The following is a 19,798-nucleotide window of genomic DNA, read 5'->3' on the forward strand; positions in this document are numbered from 1 at the left end:
CAACTAACTTCACCGGGTCGTATTTTCCGAATAGATGTTACGGTGGGATATTACCGGCGGCGACCTCAGGATAACCGACGCAGATAACGCCGAAATCGTCGTCAGGGGATCGAACCTCGAGATTTCCGGTTCAGGCCCGGACATCAGACGACCCGTCGACGAAACGATTGTTGTAACGACCGACGAACTTCGATTTCCACACGCGGTCGTCTACGCTTCTGATATCGGTACCAATCGACAGTACGAACTCGACCCGCGGGGCGAACCCCTGTCGCTCCCCCGCGGCGAATACGTCGTCGATATCGACGCGAGAATCAAAACGTACCTGCGCTTTTCCGGCACGGCGACGATTCGCAGAACCGACGATATCGAAACTGTCGTCGTCTCGTTTCCCGAACGGGCGCGCACCGTTCTCGGATTCCGAAGTCGCCACGAAATCCCCACCGACACGATAACGATTCCCGAAACGACCGAGGGACTCGCACGCGCAATAAGCCATCTCCACGCCTCACAAAAGACCGCGAGCCCCGACCGGACGTATCCGTCGCTCAGGGGCCACCCACCTCGTATCGAAACGGGCTCCCGGCTAGAAATTTCGGAAAGCGTTCGCCGGGACGTTACCGAGTCGGGTGTCGAACTCGTGGTCCCGCCGACGTACGAAGCGCTGTACGTCGCCGCACCTCTCGCCTACTATCTCCAGGGAAAGGTTACTCTCGACGATCGTGAGACGCCGCGTCTCCGCATAGAGAAGTACGAGACGGACCATTGTCTTCCGTCGATGCCGGCCCTCGAAGACGAAATAGAGCGGTTGCTTCGGAAGGTTTTCTTTCTCGATTGTCTCGTCCGAAACGTCGGTCCGTTCGGAACGTCCCTTTCCGAACTGAGCCTCCTTGAGGCGCTCGAGATCGATAGCGAACGGTTGTACGGCCAATCCATTCAGGACCGCCTCGAGAGATATCTCGACGTCCCGTACGAAACGGTCGAACACCGGCTCCCCGAGTGGCATCTCTCGACCTACGTCGACCCGACTCCGGCTAACGCCGAGACGCTTCCGTTCTTACTGGATCGAATGAGCCTGATTTCCACTCCGAAGTTCTCCGAACTCGCCGAGCAGGAACTGGTCGAACGGTCGCTCGACGACTTCTATCGAAATCGAGTCGGGGTTGCACGATCCGGAAACGGGCAAATCCCCTCTATCGAGATCATCAAACCGGAACTTCGTACCGGACGCGTCCACGGTTGGATCGCCGACGGCGTTCCGATCGACGTGTTCAAGTCGGTGCCCGAAGCGTACAACAATCGGCTTCGATACCTCGAGCGGCGAAGCGAGTCGTCGTCGATCGTCGTCGTGTTAAACGATCCCGAGATGGCTAGCGAACGCGAGTCGGTCGCAGAAATCTACCGAGAGCGGTCCGAATCTCTCTCGACGGAACTTACCGTCAAAGAGTCGCTTACGACCGCAGCGCTCGCTCGCGTCTTCGAGGACGAACACGATTTCGTTCACTATATCGGTCACTGCGAAACCGACGGACTGTGTTGTCCCGACGGAACCCTCTCGACGAGTAGTCTCGACGAATGTAACACGCAAACGTTTTTTCTCAATGCCTGCGGTTCGTTTTACGAGGGATTGGATCTCGTCGAGAAGGGGAGTGTTGCCGGAGCAGTGACCGTTCAGAAGGTATTGAACGATCACGCCGTCAAAGTCGGCTCGACGTTTGCGAAATTACTCGTTCACGGGTTTAGCATCGAACGTGCGATGGACCTCGCGCGGAGACGGATCATGATGGGCAAAGACTACGCGGTCGTCGGCGATGGCACGCACTCTCTTTCGCAGGGAGAACAACAGTATCCCACTACCGTGACCGTCGATCCGGTCGATGACGGACAGTACCGTCTCTCGATTGAATGCTATTCGACGCGAGAGAACGGCTCGTATTATTTTCCACACGCCGAAGGCAACGAGCATGCCTATCTGTGCGGTTCGTCCTCGGAACTATTGTTGACCGAGGAGGAACTTCCGTCGTTTCTCGAAGGTGCCAACGCGTCCGTAATATTCGACGGGGACGTATACTGGTCTCAGCAACTGTCCGCGAAAATGGCGGATGGACCGGACGGGTGACTACGGACCGCCGTAAGTGCTTACCCGTTTTGCAGACGCACACCCGAGTCGGATCGTTCGAGAATCTCGGCCAAATCGCGTTCGTATTTCATAACCGACACGCCAAAGGTGCTGATACATAGCGCCCATACACTTGCGACTGTTGTCTGATTGTATATAGTAATTACCATTACTATCCCCACTCCGCAATCGGTGAGCGATATTCTCGAGTATGCCGGACGAGCGGTTATCTATAGTTTGCAAGGCAGAGTACCCTGGGTCACCCGACCTGGGTACTTCACTATTCAGCAGGTGTAGCGTCTACGGCGAGCAAGAATTATCTCTCATTCAACCAAACTTCGACTACAACGAATCACTAACCGATAAAAATTACCAGTGTTTGGTTGAGAGTGTAACTTATCCTGTGCGAGCGGCCAACAAAATTAAGTATATAGCCATCATTTACTTCGGTACACAGATGGCTTCGAATTTACTCAATCATCAGATTGACGATATCCTCAGAGCGGTTCTAGAGGACGCGAGTGGCGACGTTTATATGGTGAACCCATCTCGGGACGCGATCGAAGAATTCGTCTCGGTCGCGACCGATTTCGACGGCTCGTTGCCGACGGTGCAGATGCTCGCCAACGAGCAAACGCTGAAGGACGTTATGGGTGACTTCATCGTCGCTTCGAACGCCGCCGATCTCATCAGCGACGGCGCGCTCGCTCTCCGGACGTTGGGGGAGACACCGGAGAACTCGCTCTGTCTCACCGAGGATCGCGTCATCGCCGTCGTTCACGCGGGAGACCGAGTTGGGGGCCTCGTTACCGACGAAGCCGACTTCGTCGACGACACGTTCGCCGCCTACGAAACCCGATGGGAGAACGCGGAACCGTTCAAACTTCGAACACCACCAATCAGCGACGTTCGAGAGACCCTTTCCGAGGAGATCAGTCCCGAGGCCGAAGCGGACTTCACCGCGATCCTCAACTCCCTCGAGACGGCACGCGGAGACGGGGACGGCCTCGACGAGGTGACCATCTCGCTGGTCGTCGCAGCGAAAAACGAAGCGCTCCTGTACGACATCAGCAAGTGGGGCGAGGATGTCGGCATCGCTTCCAAGGCAACCTTCTCCCGAACCAAGACCAAACTCGAGGATATGGGCCTCATCGATACGGAAAAAGTTCCGATCGACGTCGGTCGCCCGCGACTTCGTCTAAAGATCGGCGACGACCGACTCCGTGAAGCGGACAACGGGCAGATTGCGACCGTTACGCAGTCGATTCTCAACTGATCGCTGTCGGCCTCGATTCGACCCGTTTTGCCTATTGCTCTTTCCGTCGATCCCCATCCGATCAAACCTGAGTACGTAAACCCCAAGTTATCGCCGCGTAGAAACTCCGGTATGTACGAAGGCGTCCACGCCCGACCCGACGGTGAAAGCACCGTCGCTCGACTTGCCAAAACGGCGGCCGAATACGGTTTCGATGGCGTGGTCGTCCGAAATCACGACGACTCGAGAAGCGAGTTCGACGCCGACGAAATCACGGCGGAGTACGGCGTCGACGTCGTCGAGGGGATCGAGGTTCGTGCTGATGCGCCCGAACAGGCGAGCGGATCGGTCGGAAACTATCGATCGTCGACCACGATACTCGCGGTTCACGGCGGAACCAACGCGATGAATCGCTTCGCCGTCGAAAACGAGAAGGTCGACGTTCTCGCTCACCCGATGGCGGGGAGCGGCGATATCAACCACGTCCTGGTCAAAGCCGCCCTCGAGAACGGCGTCCGTCTCGAGTTCAACCTCGGCGACGTGCTTCGAGAGAGCGGCGGCCGTCGTGTCCGAACCATTCAGTCACTCCGAAAACTACGCGAGATCGTCGACTACTACGGCGCACCCTACGTCGTGAGCGCCGACCCCCGGTCGCACCTCGAGTTTCGCGGCCCACGAGAGCTCCGTGCGCTCGGCGACCAACTTGGCGTCTCGCCGGAGTGGATCGAAACCGGTCTCGAGGAATGGAAAGAACTCGCCGAGCGCAACCGGGAGATTCAGTCCGATTCGTTCATTGAGCCCGGGGTCAAACGAGGAAGGTATGAAGAAGAGTCTTGAGGAACACGCGGCTCGGTTCGACGAGAAAGCCAGCGAGTACGACGACTCAAAATCTCCCGAGTATCGAGCGTGTGCCGATATAGTTATCGAACACGCCGATCCCGACCCTGACGAAACGGTTCTCGATCTCGCCACCGGGACCGGTGCGATTGCACTCGCGCTCGCGGCCGATGCCGAGCACGTCGTCGGTCGAGATATCAGCCAGGGAATGCTCGAGCAAGCGCGGCGGAAAGCCGACGAACGGGGCCTCGAAAACGTTGCGTTCGACGAGGGATCCTTCCGCGAACCGGAGTACGACGACCCGGTCGATATCGTCACGTCGAACTTCGCGATGCACCACCTCGCGGACGCCGAAAAGCGGGAAGCCATCGAAACGATCGCCGCACTCGAGGCGCAAACGTTCGTCCTCGGCGACGTGATGTTCTTCGACGAACCGGATCCGAGTGAGCCGTTTTACTCGCCCGAAGTCGACGATCCGGCGACCGTCGGCACGCTCGCGGACGCGTTCACCGACGCCGGATTCTCGCTGACGGCGGTCGAACGCGTCCACGATCAGGTCGGCGTGCTCGTCGCCGAACGTTCGACGAGCGAGAAGCCGAAAACCGAATAACGACAGTACGATGAAACACCTTCCGAAGCACCTCCGCCCGAGATGGCGTTACCTCGCGGTTGAACTCGAGTCCTGGCCCGACGCAGCGATCGATCGACGGGCGTTTCAGCGCGAGCTCTGGTACGCGGGCCAGAATTTACTCGGCGATCCGGGGAGTGCAGACGCCGATTTGTCCGTCGTCAGGTTCGACTTCGGGGACGGAACCGGCAAAACGGTCATCAAAGTACGTCACGGAGAAACGGAACCTGCCAGAGCAGCGCTCGCGTGTATCGACCGTATCGATGGGTCTCCCGTCGGTATTCGCGTCGCAGGGATCAGTGGTACGATCCGTGCCGCTGAAGAAAAGTTTTTAGGTAAACGCGGGCAAGTCCCGTCAGAGAGAAACGTCGTGTTTGAGAACGCTGAGCGAGTCGCGGTCGGACGAAACGGATCCGCGGATATCCGACTCGACGACGCGTTCGTCGGCGCGACAGACCTCGATTTAGTGTGATACTATGCAGGGACAAGCCCAACAGCAGGCGTACGACCGAGGCATCACGATCTTCTCGCCCGACGGCCGACTCTACCAGGTCGAGTACGCCCGCGAGGCGGTCAAACGTGGTACGGCGAGTATCGGCATTCGAACGGAAAACGGCGTCGTTCTCGCGGTTGACAAGCGGATCCCGTCCCCGCTCCTCGAGGACTCAAGCGTCGAAAAGATCCACAAGGCGGACGATCACATCGGAATCGCAAGCGCCGGTCACGTTGCCGACGCGCGACAGCTGATCGATTTCGCCCGTCGTCAGGCACAGGTCAATCACCTGCGCTACGGCGAGCCGGTCGGCGTCGAAACGCTGACCAAGAACGTCACCGACCACATCCAGCAGTACACGCAGGTCGGCGGCGCGCGCCCGTTCGGCGTCGCGCTCATCGTCGGCGGTATCGAAAACGGCGAACCACGCCTGTTCGAGACGGACCCATCCGGCACGCCCTACGAGTGGAAGGCACTCGCGGTCGGCGCGGACCGGGGCGAACTCCAGAGCTACTTAGAGGAAAACTACGACGCCGAAGCGGATCTCGACGGCGGCATTTCCCTGGCCCTTGACGCGCTCGCATCGGTCAACGACGGCGGCCTCCTGCCCTCGGAAGTCGGGCTTGCGACCATCGACGCTGAATCCGAGTCCTTCGAGCAGTTCGGTCTCGACCAGATCGAATCGCACCTCGAGGAGAACGACCTCCTCGGCGAGGAAGGCGCGGACGAAGACGACGAGTAACGCGACCCGTTTTTGCGTTTCGCACGTTCCGATTCGAGTCCCACAGCCGTTTGTGCAGTTAGGAGTCCGACGACAGTGCGCGAACGGGTAACGGCCGACGAACCAACGGCGGATCGCCCCGCACACGCATTCGAGGTGGCTATCTCCGAAACCGCCGGACACGGAGAACCCGAGGGCGTTGGCCGGCGGCAAAAGCTCTTTTACCCGGCCGGGGGTATGCTCCGGTATGATATCACTCGACGAGGCGGTGACGGCGCGACTCGAGTCACACGGGGCGCGATTCGAAGTGTTAGTCGATCCCGACGCGGCACTCGAGATCAAACGCGGGGAGTTCGACGAGGATCTCGAGGACTACATCGCCGCCGAAGACGTGTTCGAGGACGCCTCGAGCGGTGATCGGCCGGCCGAAGATGATCTCGAGAAAGTGTTCGACACGACGGATCCACTCGAGATCATCCCCGAGGTCATCAAGGAAGGAGAGATCCAGATAACAGCCGACCAGCGCCGCGAGATGCAAGAACAGAAGCGAAAACAGCTAATCACCACGATAGCGCGCAACGCCATCAACCCCCAGATGGACGACGCACCGCATCCCCCCGAGCGGATCGAAAGCGCGCTCGAGGAGGCGGGGTTTACGGTTGATCCGATGGAGCCGGTGAGCGAGCAGGTCGACGACGCGTTAGACGATCTGCGTCCCGTGATTCCGATTCGGTTCGAAGAGGTCTCGATCGCCGTCCAGATTCCGCCGGAACACGCCGGCAGTGCTCAGGCGAAAATCCGCCAGTACGGCGATCTCGAGAGCGAAGAGTGGCAGCCGGACGGCTCGTGGATCGGCGTTATTACCTTCCCCGCAGGCCTGCAGAACGACTTCTACGACGTCGTCAACGAGAACACGAGCGGCGAGGCAGAGACGCAGGTTGTCAAGGACAAAGACGATCTCAAAACGAGATAACGGATCCGTTGTTCGACCGAGACCGGTGTCGGGAATCTTATCCGCGATAGTAGCCCAGTAAAAACCCGCTGGTAAACCCGACACCGACCGAGAGCGTCGAGACGACCGAAGTGAGCCAGTGTACCCCCTGATTTGCCTGTTCCTGAGTCTCGAGCAAGCCGGCGCTGAGCCGATCCCAGTCGACGATCACGATGCCGTTCGACTCGAGGTATCGAAAGACGACGAGTTGGACGCCGATAATGACTGCAACGATTTTTGCGACGTTTTTCACCGCAAAGCCGATCAGCCCACCGAGAATTGCACTCGCCGCAAACTCGAATCCCACCGATGTCGGGTCGATTTCCACCATAGCCGACCGAAGGGAACCGGTGACAAAATCAGTTGTGGTACGTGACATTCTGTGTTCAACGAATGCGAGTGCGTTCAAACCAGATCTGTCGAGTATTTAGGGTAAATCATCGATGAATGGGTCCGTCGGTGGACAACTATTACGAGCAGGAGGGGCTTCGAACCGTGAGAGGCGTCTGTCGGGACCGAACAGTCTGGGAGCCGACAGCGAAGCGGGCAAGCGCCACGGTCTCCACCCAGGTTCGGAAAACGCCACGGGATTCAAGGTGGTCGGACCCCTACGTGGGAGTATGAGTTACACAGCACCAATCGGGGTGACTGCCCGGCATCTCTAGCGTGTCAGAGCACCGGACGGGCGTCACGATAATCGATCGCCCGCCAAAATCGACGTTTCGGACGGTAGTGCGACGCACCCGTCGATCGACAACTGCTCAGACAATGCACAGCTAATCGTATGAAGGCACTCATCGCAAAACGAATCGACTCCGGAACGCCCGACACAAGCGAGATTCGCGAGCTCGCACGGGCGGCAGGATACGATATCGTCGGCGAGGTAACGCAGTCCCGAACGGCCGACGCCGCGTTGCAACTCGGCGAGGGGAAGGCGAACGAACTCGCAGAAAAGGCCGCGATGTCCGAGGCGACGACCGTCATTTTCGATAACCGTCTCGGACCGTATCAGATGTACAACCTCGGGCAGCTCCTTCCCGAGGGGGTCGAGATCATGGACCGGTTCACGCTGATCCTCGAGATCTTTGGCCAGCGAGCCCAGACCCGGAAAGCACAGCTGCAAGTAGAGCTCGCTGAGCTTCGCTACGAACTCCCTCGAGCGGAAGCGAAGACGAGTCTGGCAAAACGGGACGAACACCCCGGTTTCATGGGTCTCGGCGAGTACGACGAAAGCCGAGAACAGGATATCAAGTCCCAGATCAGCCGGATCAGGGACGACCTCGAGCAGATCGAGCAGAACGAACAGCACCGTCGCGAGCGCCGTCGCGCTTCCGGCTTCGATCTCGTCGCGCTCGCGGGCTACACAAACGCGGGGAAATCGACGCTTCTCCGCCGTCTCGCCGACGATCTGGACGTCGACGAAAACGAAGAACTTCACCCGGATCTCGATTCGACGGCCGAATCGCAGGATCGGCTCTTTACCACGCTCGGAACGACGACGCGACGGGCCGACATCGAGCCTCGAGACGTGCTCGTGACCGATACGGTCGGTTTCATCAGCAACCTTCCACACTGGCTCGTCGAGTCGTTCAAATCCACACTCGACTCCGTCTACCGCGCGGACCTCGTCTTGCTCGTCGTCGACGTCAGCGAACCGATCGACGAGATTCACGAGAAGCTCGTCACCTGCCACGACACGCTCTATGAACGCAACGAAGCCCCGATCGTTACCGTCCTGAACAAGATCGACGCCGTAAGCGACGAGGAACTCGAGGAGAAAGCCGCCGCCATCTCAGCGCTGGCTCCGAACCCCGTCACCGTCAGCGCGCGCGAAGGGGCGAACATCGGCGAGTTACTCGACCGGATCGATCGGGAACTCCCGGATTGGGAACAAGAGCGGCTCGTCCTGCCGATGACCGACGACACGATGAGTCTCGTCTCGTGGATCCACGACAACGCCCACGTCGAGGACGTTACCTACGGCGACGAGGACGTCCTCCTCTCGTTCGAAGCGCGCCCTACTGTTATCTCGCAGGCGCGTTCGCGCGCGAGCGACCTCGAGACGGCGTCTGCCTGATCTGACGTTTCGACCGCCGCCGTTTTTTAGAGGCGATCGACTCGGACCCAATCATATAAACCGATATCCCGTGATTGTCAGGGTATGGAACGAGTTGCAATCATCGGATCTTCGATGACCCAGTTCGGCCAGCGGGACGCCTGGATCCGCGAGTTGCTCGCAGAAGCCGGCGGCGAGTGCCTCGAGGATGCGGCCGTCGATCCGACGGACGTCGACCACCTGTACGTCTCGAACATGGCAAGCGGGGAGTTCGAAGGACAGACGGGAGTTGTAAACGCGTTAGCCCACGATCTGGGGGCGATTCCGGCTTACACCGAGCGAGTCGATCAGACGAGTTCGAGCGGCGGTGCCGGCATGTACGCCGCGTGGCGATCGGTCGCAAGCGGCGCGAGCGACATGACGTTGCTCGTCGGCGGCGAGAAGATGACCCACCGAACGACCGCAGAAGCGACGGACGTCATCGCGTCGCTGACTCATCCCTGCGAGTACAAACACGGCATCACGCTGCCGTCGTTCGCCGGGCTGACCGCCAGACACTACCTCGAGCGCTTCGACGCGCCGCGAGAGAGTCTCGGCAAAGTGGCGGCCAAGAATCACAAAAACGGCGTCGATAATCCCCACGCGCAGTTCCAGAAGGAAGTCGACCTCGAGACGATCCTCGAGTCGCCCGTCGTCGCCGACCCGCTTCGACTCTACGACTTCTGTCCGATCACCGACGGCAGCGCGGCGCTCATGTTCTGTCCGGAGTCGGTCGCGGCGGAGTACACCGACGACTACGTCGTGGTGTCGGGAATCGACGGCGCGACGGACACCCACGTCGTGCACGAACGCCCTGATCCGACGATCATGGGCGGCGTCGTCGAGAGCGGCGAGGGTGCCTTCGAGATGGCCGGCTACGAGCCCGAGGACATCGGCGTTGCTGAGCTCCACGACATGTTTACGATCCTCGAGTTCCTCCAGATGGAGGGGCTCGGGTTCGCAGAGCAGGGCGAGGCCTGGAAGCTCGTCGAGGAGGGCTATACGGACCGCGACGGCGAGTTGCCGATCAATACCTCCGGCGGGCTGAAGTCGAAGGGACACCCCCTCGGTGCCAGCGGCGTCGCACAGGGCGTCGAAATTTACGAACAACTGCTCGGCGAAGCAGGGCCGCGACAGGTCGAGGCCGACGTCGGCCTCTGCTGTAACGTCGGCGGGTTCGGAAACTGTGTCATCACGACGATCATGGAGGCAGGAGCATGACCATGGAAGCCTATCGCTACGAAGACGGATCGATCAGCTACCCCGGCCACCCGATCGGCCCCGACGGGAGCGAACCGGTCGATACGGTCGATTTGAGCGAATACACCGCCGAGGTGATTACGTGGACGACGAGTACCGCGACGCCCCCCGGCGTCCGCGAGCCCAACACGCTCGCAATCGTCGAGTTCGACGTCGACGGCGAGCCGGTCCGCGCGATCGGTCAGGCGACGAGCGACGACATCGAAACGGGCGACGAAGTCGAGCCGGTCTACGTTGACGAACTTCGGACACCGGGCGAGGGGATCAGAGAGCCCGACAGTCAGGAGTGGGACGGCTACCGGTTCGAACCGGTTTGAACTGTCGAGCGATTCTCCTCGTCGGTAATCGTCCTCAAAATCGTTTTCTGCGCGTCAATCAGCAAAGTCTGCGCGTCAATCAGCAAAATCGATCGCTGTCCGAACCATTAGTCGTCTGCGTCGTCGCCGTCGCCATCGTTGGGCGATTCGTCGCCGTCGTCACTCCCGGGAGGCTGGTCCCCGTCTTCCTCTCCGAGTCCGTCGGACTCGTCAGCGATTCGATCCCCTCGGTGGTCCGTCGACGGGTCGTCATCGTTGAACTGATCTTTGAGCGTCTCGAGTTCGGCGTCGACGTCGACGTTCGAATCGTCGTCGTCGTTCAGGACGGAACCGGCCTCGTCGGGCTCGCTCGAGTCCGAGTCGTTCCCGTCGATTTCGATCGGTTGTGCGTCGGTCGAGTTGGTCTCCTCGACGGCGTCGCGGAGGCGTCGATCCACGTCGTCACGGAGTTCTCGAGCTTCACTCAGCAGGTCGGTTACGCGTTCGTCGGCCGGCACCGATCCCTCGGAAACGCCGCGCTGTAGCTCCTCGAGGACAGTATCGAGCTGTGAGACGGTCGTCCTTCGGAGTTTCTTCGCACGTTTTTCGGTCGACTTCGCGGCCGTTTTGGTTCGGTCTCGTGTTTCCTGTTCCGTCTGGACGAGCTTGATACCGCGTTGAAACGCCTCGAGCGCCCGAACGTTAGCCTTCAACACCGCAAGTGCCGCCGGAATCGCGAACTCGTCTGCGACGCGAAGCATCTCGCCCGGCGTCGGCGGACGAAACGACGGCCGACGACGACGCGGCGCGAGTTCCTCGCGCAGTTCGTCGATCGTTGCGGAGAGCTCGCGGACTGCTTCCGCGAGCTCGTCGTCACGGTCGGTCATACCCCCCAATAGTATCTCCTGGGTGAAAAGAGAGCCGATTGAATCGATCCGAGGACAGGAAAGCGCCGAAGATCGATTTTTACGAAACTGAGACGAGCATGCGACTCACCGCTACGCCGTCGAGAAGCACCGATCCAAGCGCTTTTGTCCCCGCAAAACACCTCCACAGGTGTGCAAATCGAGAACAGTTTCATTCCAGTCCGGGGGGTCGGCGAGGCGACCGAACGCCGGCTCTGGGCGAACGGCGTGACCCACTGGGACGAGTTCGAGGGTGAGGTCGTCGGAGAGACCATCGCCCGGCGGATCGAGACGTTTATCGACGAAGGCCAGTCCCATCTGTCGAGCGGAGATATGGCGTTTTTCGCCGATGCGTTCCCGGACTCGAGTCACTGGCGGCTGTACGAGAACGTCAAGAGCGAAGCGTGTTTTTTGGACATCGAAACGACGGGGTTGGATTCTGCACGCAACGACGTGACGACCGTCAGCGTCCATTGCGGTGGTGAAACGAAGACGTTCGTAAACGGCGACGACCTCACCGCTTCCCGCTTGCAAGCGGAGTTTGACGACGCGTCGTTGCTCGTCACCTTTAACGGAAAACGATTCGACGTCCCGTTCCTCGAGACGTGTTACGACGTGAACGTCTCGATGCCACACGTCGACCTCATGTACCCGTGTAAGAAAATCGGGCTCGACGGCGGACTCAAGCAAGTCGAGAAGGACCTCGGAATCGACCGGGACAAACCGGACCTCTCCGGGCGGGACGCCGTGCGTCTCTGGCACCAATACGAACGCGGTGACGACGAAGCGCTCGAGACGCTGATCGAGTACAACCGCGACGACACGGCGAATCTCGAGCCGTTAATGGAGACGGTCTCCACGCGGTTACACGAAACTGTTTTCGAAGCCAACTGTTGATATCGGCGACAAATCGGTGGCTATAGCTTGCCGTAGAACGTACAAGTAACTGAAATGAGCGAGTACGCCTACGAAGTGGCTATCGACATCCGTCTTCGAGACGTCGACTTTATGGGCCACGTTAACAATGCTATTTACGCGACGTACCTCGAAGAAGCTCGTGAAGCGTACTTCAGCGATGTCGTCGGCCACTCACTCGTCGACCTCGATACGGTTCTGGCATCGCTCGAGATCGAGTACGAAACGCCGATCGAAGCGGAACAAGATGTGACGGTCGGACTGGAAGTTACCGGTCTCGGCGATTCGAGTATTCCGATGGTTTATGAGGTCCGGGCCGACGGCGAACGGGCCGCGACGGCGCGGTCCGTGCAGGTCTTCGTCGATCGCGAGAGCGGAACGGCCCAGTCGATCCCTCCGAAGTTACGGAATCAGCTCGAGTCTGACGGCCGCTAGGGTGTTTCTGATGGGGTTATTCGCTCACGATAACTCTTCCGTTACTCGTCACGGTAACCTGATAGCCACAGTACGCAAACTCGACTCGGCCGTTCGCTCGAGGCGACCCGTCCTCTCGAGGAGCAAACAGGGCATCCAGCGCTTCTGGATTGAGAACTTCATAAAGCGGCTCGTACTCGGGCGGTTCGATCGCTGTCGTATCGACCCCTTCTTTCTCTGCGATGGCATTGATGACTTCGAAACTAAGCGATTGCTGAGAATTTCCGTCAGACCGGTCCACTGAGAGTAGCATTGAGCGCACACTTAACACGATCAGGTATAAATCCTGTGACCTATATCTGGTTAAATTGCATAAATATGAACATCAGTGGATAAACTTGTTCAATCTGGCCTATTTTGAGGCTATCGTCGAATCTAGGACAGATACATTCCGTCCCATTTATTAAAGATTATTTATATTTCTTGGGACGATGCAACCCGATCCGGAACGATAGAAACTAGCGTATAGGATGCAAGTACTGACATAATGGATACGACCCGCCTCAAGCCGATTTACCTGTTTGGTATCGTTCTCAACATTGGAGCACTCGTATATGCCCTTTCGACCGACGCATGGTTGTACGCCGGCGCATTCGTCCTTATTTTGGTCTATCTCTCCTTTCGGCTTCGAATGATTGCGGGAAACTAAGGTGAACTTACAGTAACGTCTTCGTCTTCTTTTCGTTTCACCCGAGAAAAATCGTTCACGCCGATCGAAAAGTGGGGAAAGAGTGTAGGGGGAGTAGTGTCGCCTCCAGATTGGGGGAAACCTGGATGGGCATGTGGTTATTATTGGTAATGCCTATTAACTATTCCCCTATCTTTCACGGACTAAGTTCGGAATGATAGTTGACTCGGTAGTACGGGCCAGGGCAATTTCATGGGTTTCACGGATGAATATCTGAATTATCGCCCCGATGAAAGAACAGAACCGATGGAATAGCACCTGAACGGCATCATCGCTGATATTGTGGGGACGAATCCGCGTATCAAATTACTACTGGCTTTGAACCAACGATAGGAAGCCAGAGCAGGGATTTGAACCACGGTCAGAGCAAGCGCTTCCCTGATTCAAATCCTGTTTTGACTTCTCGCTCGCGAAAGTGCTCGCTCGAAAGCCAGAGCAGGGATTTGAACCCCGGGAGTCTCGATTACAAGTCGAGTGCATGAACCACCCATGCTCCCCTGGCACTATGAATTCGTTATTCCTCCCCCTTTGAGTGTGTATCGTTTTTCGTTCGATCCTCGAGCGAGCGTTCCATCGAGACCCGGAAGGGTTCATATCCCGCGCGCCGATAGAACCGACGCGCTCGCTCGTTTTCGGCCATCGTCTCGAGAATCAGGTCGTCAGCGCCGCGTTCGACGAGCGCTTCCTCGACTGTTTCGAGCAACGCAGTTCCGATCCCCTGTCCTCGATACGCCGGTCGAACGTACAGGTTGGAAAGAAATCCGCGAGTCGACTCGAGGGCCAGCGAGCCCGCTTCGATCGAAAACGACGCAAACCCCGCAACGGTCCCGTCGACTCGAGCGACGAGGAGTCGGCCATCGAAACTGTGTGCTGCTAACACTTCGTGCATCAGCTCCCGGTTCTGTTCGGCCAGAATGTACGATCCGTACTCCCGCTGATCGTGAGCGAGTCGAACCCAGTGCGTAACGATTGCATCGAGATCGGCGGTCGTCGCGGGCTCAATGACTGGCTGATTCTGTCTCATTCTCGAGTGCCGAGACGGCGGGGAGTGGTTCGGCGGTCAGCATCCGAAGCGCGGCCCCGCCGCCGGTGCTGACGTGTGAGAAGCCTTCGATGCCGAGCGATCGAAGGGCCGAGGCGGTGTCGCCACCGCCGACAATGCTGGTCGGAACGCCGGTCGCCGCCTCGTACAGCCCGCGCGTTCCGGTCTGGAACTGTTCGTCCTCGAACACGCCGGCAGGGCCGTTGAGAATAACGGTTCCCGCATCGTCGAGGAGCCGTTCGTAATAGGCAAGCGTCGAACTTCCGATGTCCTGAGCGGCCTCGTTATCCTGGGGCGGTAAGGCGTTGACTCCCAGTTCGTACCGCTCGCCGTCCCGAGAAATGGCGACATCACGAGGGAGCGCGATCTGACTGCCGTAGGCGTCGAGGAGGTCCTGTGCGCGATCGATCTCGTCCCAGTAGCCCTGATCGTAGATAAAATCCGAACTCCGATCGCCGAGATCGACGCCGTCGGCGACCAGAAAGACGTTCCCGACGACGCCAGCCGTCAGCACGTGGTCGGCGAGTCCCTTCTCGAGGACGCTCCAGGCGACGTCGACCGAGTCGGAGACCTTCGCCCCGCCGAGCATATAGACCCGTGGTTCGGGCGTTTCCTCGATCGATCCCAGCACGTCGAGTTCGGCTTCCATTACGCGCCCCGCGTAACTCGGAAGGACCGTCGGGAAGCCGATCAGCGACGGTTGTGAGCGATGTGCCGCGGCGAACGCATCATTGACGTACGCGTCGAGGACGGACGAGAGCCCCTCGACGAGGTGTGTCTGTGCGGCCTGGTTCGGTTCGAACTCCATGTATTCCTCGCTGTAGAACCGCGTGTTCTCAAGGACGACGCATTCTCCGTTCTCGAGGGATTTGACTGTTTCTCGAGCGGCGTCGCTGAACGTCACGTCGGCGTACTCGACCGGTCGACCGAGCAGATCCGAAAGGTGTGTTGCGTGTGCTTCGAGGCCGGTAAAATCGTCACTGCCAGGACGACCCTGATGAGCGAGGACCGCGACGCGGCCACCGCCGTCTAAGAGTTCCGAGAGGGTACCGACGTGGGCGCGAAGGCGTGCGTCATCAGCCAGCGATCCGTCGTCCGCGATCGGGCTGTTGATGTCGACGCGGACGCCCACGGTCGTCCCTTCGACGTCGAGGTCGTCGAGGGTCTCGATCATTATCGACCCTCCATCGTCTCGCCCGAAAGGTCTTTCTATCGGTCTGATATCTGCGCTACTTGCTGACACGATGTATCTTTAAAATTCGTGATAGGCCGGTACTACCCGGGCTTCTCAGACAGTTCGACAGTCCGCACACACGAGCTGACCGTTAGCATCCCAGAGCGAATCCGCGAGCGAGCCACAGTCTTCACAGACGCCCTGCGTCGAGTACTCGTCGCCGCCGTTCGGGACGATCTCGGGGTCGGTGTTCCCGTCCGTTCGCGAATCCAGGGAGTCATTGACGTTGACACCGTTCGAGAGCAAATCTTCGTCTCGCTGTGTCTCCGTTACCGAACGCGCCGCCGTCGCGTGAAACGATCCTGCCGCCGCGATGACGTCCCGTTGCGTGAGAACGCCGACAACGTCCGATCCGTCCGTGACGATGAGGTTTCGGATGTTTTCTCGAGCCATCAGATCGGCCGCATCGGTGAGCGCTCGATCGCCGCGGACGGAGATGACGGGTGCGGACATTACGGCACCGATCGTTGTCTCGGCGGCGTCTGCTTCCTCGGCGACGAGCCCAAGGATGTCCCACTCGGTGACGATCCCGACTGGTTCCGATCCCCGGACGACGAGGACGCAGCCGGCGCGTTCCTCGCGCATGAGCCGGACCGCACCGAGAACGGTGTCTGACTCGCTGACGCCGACGTACTCCGTTGTCAGGACGTCCCTGACCGACAGTTCCAGTTCCATGTGTGAACAATACCCACAGACGTTCTAAAAGCTACCCCCGCCAGGTTTAATCCCGGTGCCGTCAAAGGATTCAGGTTGGAACTCGATCGAGGTCATCGTGCTGACGGTCTGTGCCCGTCGAGCCGAGGATTCCGTTCCTCGAGTCGCCTACCACTCGAGTTCGACGCGCGTTCCGTCGGCCCGACACGTTTCGAGGGCGTGCTTTGCCGCCATTCCCGCGTTGTGGGCATCCGCTCCGCGGCCAACGCCGACTTGTAGTTCGACATCGACCGCCTCTGCGACGTGTTCGATCGCCTCGCGATAGTCGGCCTCCTCGAGATCCGGGCAGACGACGATGATGTTATCTCCGCCGACGAAAAAGGAGAGACTCTCGTGGGAGTGGCGCATGTGGCGCATGAGCGCCGCATAGCCCTGCTCGATCTCGATGAAGGTATCGTAGGCGTTGAGTTCGTCCGTGTACTCGCCCGTCGCGTCAACGACATCGAAGTGAGCGATCTGAACGTCGTTCGAGGCACCGTGATCCGCTTCGACGACCCGCCCGTCAAGGATTTCTCGCCGGTGCTTGTCCTGAGCGCTCCCGGCGTCCTGAACGAGTTCCGTCGCGTCCGCCAACGCCTGAACAGGACTCGTTCCGGTTGCCACGCCGAGACTCAGCGTGACGGGATACCGGTTGCCGACCGATTCCTGAAGGACCGCGTGATCCTCGAGGCTGAGCCCGTTGGTCACGGCGATCATGTTGTCAAAGCGGGTGAAGAAGGTGTAGCCGCCGTGGTTGCCGACGAACTGAGAGATATCCGCATACAGCCGCGACTGCATCGTTTGCAGGTCGGCTTCGCGGCGAGGTTCGGGCGTCACCGTCCACGGACCGTAGTTGTCGATCTGGATGAGCGTAACCTGCGTGTTAGTCACTGTGTCCGATCTTTCGAACGTGTTCGTATAAGTGATACGTAATCCAGATCCGTGATGCGTTCGGTGATCGACCGATCAAGCCCGCTTCTTCTCGGGGTCAGCCCCCTTCGGGTGGTACTCCCAGAAATTGCCTTCGCGCATCGCGTTACCGACTGCTTTGTGCATATCCACGATGGTCTCGAACGAATCGGTCTCGACGTACTCGAAGATGTCACTGAGAGCGACGACGCGCTGGTAATTGATTCGGATCGGATCGTCACCGTACTCCGCGACGAACTCGTCGGCCTCGAGCGGGAAGTCCTCATCCTCGTCGACTTTTCTGGCGATGATCGCCATGTCGTAGTTGCGCATCCCCTTGCTCCCTTCCTCGCCGTCCGGGTCGTGTGGCCAATCCATACCGTGACGTGTGTGCGGGGGTCGCAAAAACGTTACTTCTTCTCGTGGTCACGGAACGAAACGTACCGACCTCGAGGATTAGTCGTCGTCCGCAGTCGCTTCGGTTTCGCCGCGACGTTGGGCCAAAATTTCGTCGCGGTGTTCGTTCAACAATGGGGCGCGCCCTCGCGGCTCCGGCGGCGTCTCGGTCATCTTGATGGGACTGCCCGCGATTTCGACGTCCTCGTCCGCACCGGGTTGCTCGACGGAGGCGATCATGTCGCGGTCGTGGACGTGCGGATCGTCGAAGATGTCGTCGGTGTTCTGGACGGGTGCGACCGGAACCCGCCCCTCAAGCGTCTCACAGAGCGATTCCGTCGACAGTTCGCTCGTCCAGGTCGCGATCTCCTCCCGGAGTTGCTCGCGGTTCTCGAGGCGGCTCGCGGGCGTTGGGTATTCCTCCGCGAGGTCTTCCCGATCCATCGCGGCGCAGACTTCCGTCCAGTGGTTCGTGCCGAACGCGGCGATCACCGCGTGCCCGTCGGCCGTTTCGAAGGCGTCGTAGGGAAACAGCGTCGGGTGGGAGTTCCCCTGGCGCGTCGGCGCGGTTCCGGTGTAGGAGTGCTGGTAGATCGCGCGCTCGGTCATGCTGATCATCGAGTCGTACATGCTGGTGTCGACGTACTGACCCTCACCGGTCTGCTCGCGGTGGTTGACCGCCGCGAGGATGCCGATGCAGTTCAGCGTCGCGGTGAAGAGATCGCCGATTCCGGGCCCGACTTTCGTGGGCGGGCCCTCGGCCTGTCCGGTGATCTCCATGACGCCCCCGAGCGCCTGCGCGATCAAATCGAACGAGGGCTGGCCCTGTCGGTGCGTCTCGCCAGTCCGGGGATCGCCGAACCCGCGGATCGACGAGTAGATGAGTTCCGGGTTGTGCTCGCAAAGCGTCTCGTAGCCGAGGTCGTACTTCTCCATCGTCCCCGCGCGGTAGTTTTCGACGACGATGTCGGCTTCTTCTACGAGCGAGAGGAAGTCTTCCCGGTCTTGGTCGTCGCCGTAATCCAGTTCGATGCTTCGCTTGCCACGGTTGACGCTCTGGAAGTAGCCGCCGTAGGCTTCTTCCTCCGCATCCTCGACGAACGGCGGATTCGACCGGATCAGGTCGCCGCCGGGGCGTTCTATCTTGACGACGTCGGCTCCCATATCAGCGAGCAACATCGTACAGTACGGGCCTGCGAGGACCTGCGTGAGATCCAACACGCGAAGATTTGACAGCGCTCCCATGGGGCGATGTTTCCGGTACCGATCAAAAAACCTTCGCTATTAATGATGAAGGTGAGATTGTGTCACAAAGGCACGATGGAAGGATGTTTAAAGAATATTATCATGGAAGATCATTAACTTTATACTGCACTGTCCCGAGCGTTCGAGTACGATGTCCCAAACGGTCGTCCTCGGCGTGATTGGCTCCGACGCCCACGTCGTCGGCATTACGATCCTCGAGCAGGCATTCAACGCAGCAGGATTCGATGTCATCAACCTCGGCGTACAGACCTCCCAGGAGGAGTTCGCCGAGGCCGCACTCGAGCACGACGCGGAGGCCGTACTCGTCTCCTCGCTCTACGGTCACGCCGAACAGGACTGCCAGGGCTTTCACGAGACGCTCGAGGCGACTGGCGTCGACGCCACCACCTACATCGGCGGCAACCTCGTCGTCGGGCAGGACGACTTCGAGGAGACGCGAGCGACCTTCGAGGAGCTCGGCTTCGATCGGGTCTTCGACTCCGAAACCGATACCGAGGAGGCGGTCGCCGCCCTGAGGCAGGATCTCCAACTACGGACGCCAGAAACGGAACGACCGACCATCAGTTCCTAAATGATTCATT

General features: G+C 59.4%; 22 protein-coding genes and 1 tRNA gene. 13 read left to right on the plus strand and 10 right to left on the minus strand.

What is annotated here, in order from left to right; translation table 11 throughout:
- The first annotated feature begins 34 nt into the window (after positions 1-34).
- The 7 genes from ACYQ14_RS02630 to ACYQ14_RS02660 all read left to right on the plus strand — a co-directional run bounded on the left by ACYQ14_RS02630 (position 35) and on the right by ACYQ14_RS02660 (position 7,026).
- A complete protein-coding gene (locus ACYQ14_RS02630) occupies positions 35-2,119 on the plus strand; it encodes a hypothetical protein (protein WP_459884551.1) in 2,085 nt (694 codons plus the stop codon).
- Between the two features lie 457 nt (positions 2,120-2,576).
- Positions 2,577-3,395, plus strand: coding sequence for a transcriptional regulator TbsP (tbsP, locus tag ACYQ14_RS02635; protein ID WP_459884552.1), 819 nt, complete (start codon positions 2,577-2,579; stop codon positions 3,393-3,395).
- A 111-nt stretch (positions 3,396-3,506) separates the two neighbouring features.
- Positions 3,507-4,211 carry an RNase P subunit p30 family protein gene (locus tag ACYQ14_RS02640; RefSeq protein WP_459884554.1) on the plus strand — a complete coding sequence of 235 codons (705 nt, stop codon included), beginning with the start codon at positions 3,507-3,509 and terminating at the stop codon, positions 4,209-4,211.
- Complete coding sequence (locus ACYQ14_RS02645; protein ID WP_283837524.1) at positions 4,195-4,821, plus strand: class I SAM-dependent methyltransferase; 627 nt, start codon at positions 4,195-4,197, stop codon at positions 4,819-4,821. Before ACYQ14_RS02640 ends, ACYQ14_RS02645 begins: the two co-directional genes overlap by 17 nt.
- A gap of 10 nt (positions 4,822-4,831) precedes the next feature.
- Positions 4,832-5,311: an Rpp14/Pop5 family protein gene (locus tag ACYQ14_RS02650; protein ID WP_459884558.1), complete on the plus strand. Its 480-nt coding sequence runs from the start codon at positions 4,832-4,834 to the stop codon at positions 5,309-5,311.
- Between the two features lie 4 nt (positions 5,312-5,315).
- A complete protein-coding gene (gene psmA, locus ACYQ14_RS02655; protein ID WP_283837527.1) occupies positions 5,316-6,074 on the plus strand; it encodes an archaeal proteasome endopeptidase complex subunit alpha in 759 nt (252 codons plus the stop codon).
- A 226-nt stretch (positions 6,075-6,300) separates the two neighbouring features.
- The gene (locus ACYQ14_RS02660; protein ID WP_459884562.1) at positions 6,301-7,026 is read left to right on the plus strand and encodes a ribosome assembly factor SBDS; all 726 of its coding nucleotides are present in this window, start codon (positions 6,301-6,303) and stop codon (positions 7,024-7,026) included.
- Positions 7,027-7,063: 37 nt separating this feature from the next.
- On the opposite strand, the gene ACYQ14_RS02665 is transcribed toward ACYQ14_RS02660, so the two are convergent.
- Complete coding sequence (locus tag ACYQ14_RS02665; protein ID WP_283837529.1) at positions 7,064-7,375, minus strand: FUN14 domain-containing protein; 312 nt, start codon at positions 7,373-7,375, stop codon at positions 7,064-7,066.
- 453 nt (positions 7,376-7,828) lie between these two features.
- Between ACYQ14_RS02665 and hflX the strand changes: the two genes are divergently transcribed.
- The 3 genes from hflX (at position 7,829) to ACYQ14_RS02680 (ending at position 10,716) form a co-directional block, all read left to right on the plus strand.
- On the plus strand, positions 7,829-9,121 hold the full coding sequence (gene hflX, locus ACYQ14_RS02670; RefSeq protein WP_459884565.1) for a GTPase HflX: 1,293 nt from the start codon (positions 7,829-7,831) through the stop codon (positions 9,119-9,121).
- An 84-nt stretch (positions 9,122-9,205) separates the two neighbouring features.
- Positions 9,206-10,360, plus strand: a complete 1,155-nt coding sequence (locus tag ACYQ14_RS02675) for a thiolase family protein (RefSeq protein ID WP_459884568.1) — start codon at positions 9,206-9,208, stop codon at positions 10,358-10,360.
- Entirely contained in the window at positions 10,357-10,716 is a 360-nt protein-coding gene (locus ACYQ14_RS02680; protein WP_459884571.1) for a PhlB family protein, read from the plus strand. Before ACYQ14_RS02675 ends, ACYQ14_RS02680 begins: the two co-directional genes overlap by 4 nt.
- 107 nt (positions 10,717-10,823) lie before the next feature.
- On the opposite strand, the gene ACYQ14_RS02685 is transcribed toward ACYQ14_RS02680, so the two are convergent.
- Positions 10,824-11,582, minus strand: coding sequence for a DUF7547 family protein (locus tag ACYQ14_RS02685; protein ID WP_459884573.1), 759 nt, complete (start codon positions 11,580-11,582; stop codon positions 10,824-10,826).
- 171 nt (positions 11,583-11,753) lie between these two features.
- On the opposite strand from ACYQ14_RS02685, the gene ACYQ14_RS02690 reads away from it, so the two are divergent.
- Together ACYQ14_RS02690 and ACYQ14_RS02695 are read left to right on the plus strand one after the other, a co-directional pair.
- Positions 11,754-12,497: a ribonuclease H-like domain-containing protein gene (locus ACYQ14_RS02690; protein WP_459884575.1), complete on the plus strand. Its 744-nt coding sequence runs from the start codon at positions 11,754-11,756 to the stop codon at positions 12,495-12,497.
- A gap of 54 nt (positions 12,498-12,551) precedes the next feature.
- Positions 12,552-12,950 (plus strand): acyl-CoA thioesterase, encoded by a 399-nt coding sequence (locus tag ACYQ14_RS02695; RefSeq protein ID WP_459884578.1) that lies wholly within the window; start codon positions 12,552-12,554, stop codon positions 12,948-12,950.
- Positions 12,951-12,966: 16 nt separating this feature from the next.
- Here ACYQ14_RS02695 and ddfA read toward each other — a convergent pair whose 3' ends face one another.
- From ddfA to mct, 8 genes are all read right to left on the minus strand, one after another.
- Positions 12,967-13,242: a DdfA family disk-determining factor gene (gene ddfA / locus ACYQ14_RS02700; RefSeq protein ID WP_459884580.1), complete on the minus strand. Its 276-nt coding sequence runs from the start codon at positions 13,240-13,242 to the stop codon at positions 12,967-12,969.
- A gap of 863 nt (positions 13,243-14,105) precedes the next feature.
- A tRNA-Thr gene (locus tag ACYQ14_RS02705) sits at positions 14,106-14,179 on the minus strand.
- A 12-nt stretch (positions 14,180-14,191) separates the two neighbouring features.
- Positions 14,192-14,701 (minus strand): GNAT family N-acetyltransferase, encoded by a 510-nt coding sequence (locus ACYQ14_RS02710; protein ID WP_459884582.1) that lies wholly within the window; start codon positions 14,699-14,701, stop codon positions 14,192-14,194.
- A complete protein-coding gene (locus ACYQ14_RS02715) occupies positions 14,676-15,893 on the minus strand; it encodes a phosphoglycerate kinase (RefSeq protein WP_459884584.1) in 1,218 nt (405 codons plus the stop codon). Before ACYQ14_RS02715 ends, ACYQ14_RS02710 begins: the two co-directional genes overlap by 26 nt.
- Positions 15,894-16,007: 114 nt before the next feature.
- Positions 16,008-16,628: a CBS domain-containing protein gene (locus ACYQ14_RS02720; RefSeq protein WP_459884587.1), complete on the minus strand. Its 621-nt coding sequence runs from the start codon at positions 16,626-16,628 to the stop codon at positions 16,008-16,010.
- A 147-nt stretch (positions 16,629-16,775) separates the two neighbouring features.
- Positions 16,776-17,537 (minus strand): GTP cyclohydrolase III, encoded by a 762-nt coding sequence (locus ACYQ14_RS02725; protein WP_459884590.1) that lies wholly within the window; start codon positions 17,535-17,537, stop codon positions 16,776-16,778.
- A 75-nt stretch (positions 17,538-17,612) separates the two neighbouring features.
- Positions 17,613-17,933 (minus strand): DUF5785 family protein, encoded by a 321-nt coding sequence (locus ACYQ14_RS02730; RefSeq protein WP_459884593.1) that lies wholly within the window; start codon positions 17,931-17,933, stop codon positions 17,613-17,615.
- 78 nt (positions 17,934-18,011) lie between these two features.
- Positions 18,012-19,196 (minus strand): succinyl-CoA:mesaconate CoA-transferase, encoded by a 1,185-nt coding sequence (gene mct / locus ACYQ14_RS02735; RefSeq protein ID WP_459884595.1) that lies wholly within the window; start codon positions 19,194-19,196, stop codon positions 18,012-18,014.
- 151 nt (positions 19,197-19,347) lie between these two features.
- On the opposite strand from mct, the gene glmS reads away from it, so the two are divergent.
- Positions 19,348-19,788, plus strand: a complete 441-nt coding sequence (gene glmS / locus ACYQ14_RS02740) for a methylaspartate mutase subunit S (RefSeq protein WP_459884597.1) — start codon at positions 19,348-19,350, stop codon at positions 19,786-19,788.
- Positions 19,789-19,798 lie beyond the last annotated feature (10 nt).

This window comes from Halostagnicola bangensis (genome assembly GCF_054653435.1).

Excerpts from the sequence above, each read along its gene's own strand:
- ACYQ14_RS02730 (WP_459884593.1), bottom strand. The coding sequence starts at position 17,933 with ATGGATTGGCCACACGACCCGGACGGCGAGGAAGGGAGCAAGGGGATG.
- ACYQ14_RS02695 (WP_459884578.1), top strand. The coding sequence starts at position 12,552 with ATGAGCGAGTACGCCTACGAAGTGGCTATCGACATCCGTCTTCGAGAC.
- ACYQ14_RS02665 (WP_283837529.1), bottom strand. The coding sequence starts at position 7,375 with ATGGTGGAAATCGACCCGACATCGGTGGGATTCGAGTTTGCGGCGAGT.
- ACYQ14_RS02680 (WP_459884571.1), top strand. The coding sequence starts at position 10,357 with ATGACCATGGAAGCCTATCGCTACGAAGACGGATCGATCAGCTACCCC.
- ACYQ14_RS02685 (WP_459884573.1), bottom strand. The coding sequence starts at position 11,582 with ATGACCGACCGTGACGACGAGCTCGCGGAAGCAGTCCGCGAGCTCTCC.
- ACYQ14_RS02650 (WP_459884558.1), top strand. The coding sequence starts at position 4,832 with ATGAAACACCTTCCGAAGCACCTCCGCCCGAGATGGCGTTACCTCGCG.
- ddfA (WP_459884580.1), bottom strand. The coding sequence starts at position 13,242 with ATGCTACTCTCAGTGGACCGGTCTGACGGAAATTCTCAGCAATCGCTT.
- tbsP (WP_459884552.1), top strand. The coding sequence starts at position 2,577 with ATGGCTTCGAATTTACTCAATCATCAGATTGACGATATCCTCAGAGCG.
- ACYQ14_RS02660 (WP_459884562.1), top strand. The coding sequence starts at position 6,301 with ATGATATCACTCGACGAGGCGGTGACGGCGCGACTCGAGTCACACGGG.
- hflX (WP_459884565.1), top strand. The coding sequence starts at position 7,829 with ATGAAGGCACTCATCGCAAAACGAATCGACTCCGGAACGCCCGACACA.
- ACYQ14_RS02675 (WP_459884568.1), top strand. The coding sequence starts at position 9,206 with ATGGAACGAGTTGCAATCATCGGATCTTCGATGACCCAGTTCGGCCAG.
- ACYQ14_RS02630 (WP_459884551.1), top strand. The coding sequence starts at position 35 with ATGTTACGGTGGGATATTACCGGCGGCGACCTCAGGATAACCGACGCA.
- ACYQ14_RS02720 (WP_459884587.1), bottom strand. The coding sequence starts at position 16,628 with ATGGAACTGGAACTGTCGGTCAGGGACGTCCTGACAACGGAGTACGTC.
- ACYQ14_RS02645 (WP_283837524.1), top strand. The coding sequence starts at position 4,195 with ATGAAGAAGAGTCTTGAGGAACACGCGGCTCGGTTCGACGAGAAAGCC.
- mct (WP_459884595.1), bottom strand. The coding sequence starts at position 19,196 with ATGGGAGCGCTGTCAAATCTTCGCGTGTTGGATCTCACGCAGGTCCTC.
- ACYQ14_RS02640 (WP_459884554.1), top strand. The coding sequence starts at position 3,507 with ATGTACGAAGGCGTCCACGCCCGACCCGACGGTGAAAGCACCGTCGCT.
- ACYQ14_RS02715 (WP_459884584.1), bottom strand. The coding sequence starts at position 15,893 with ATGATCGAGACCCTCGACGACCTCGACGTCGAAGGGACGACCGTGGGC.
- glmS (WP_459884597.1), top strand. The coding sequence starts at position 19,348 with ATGTCCCAAACGGTCGTCCTCGGCGTGATTGGCTCCGACGCCCACGTC.
- ACYQ14_RS02710 (WP_459884582.1), bottom strand. The coding sequence starts at position 14,701 with ATGAGACAGAATCAGCCAGTCATTGAGCCCGCGACGACCGCCGATCTC.
- psmA (WP_283837527.1), top strand. The coding sequence starts at position 5,316 with ATGCAGGGACAAGCCCAACAGCAGGCGTACGACCGAGGCATCACGATC.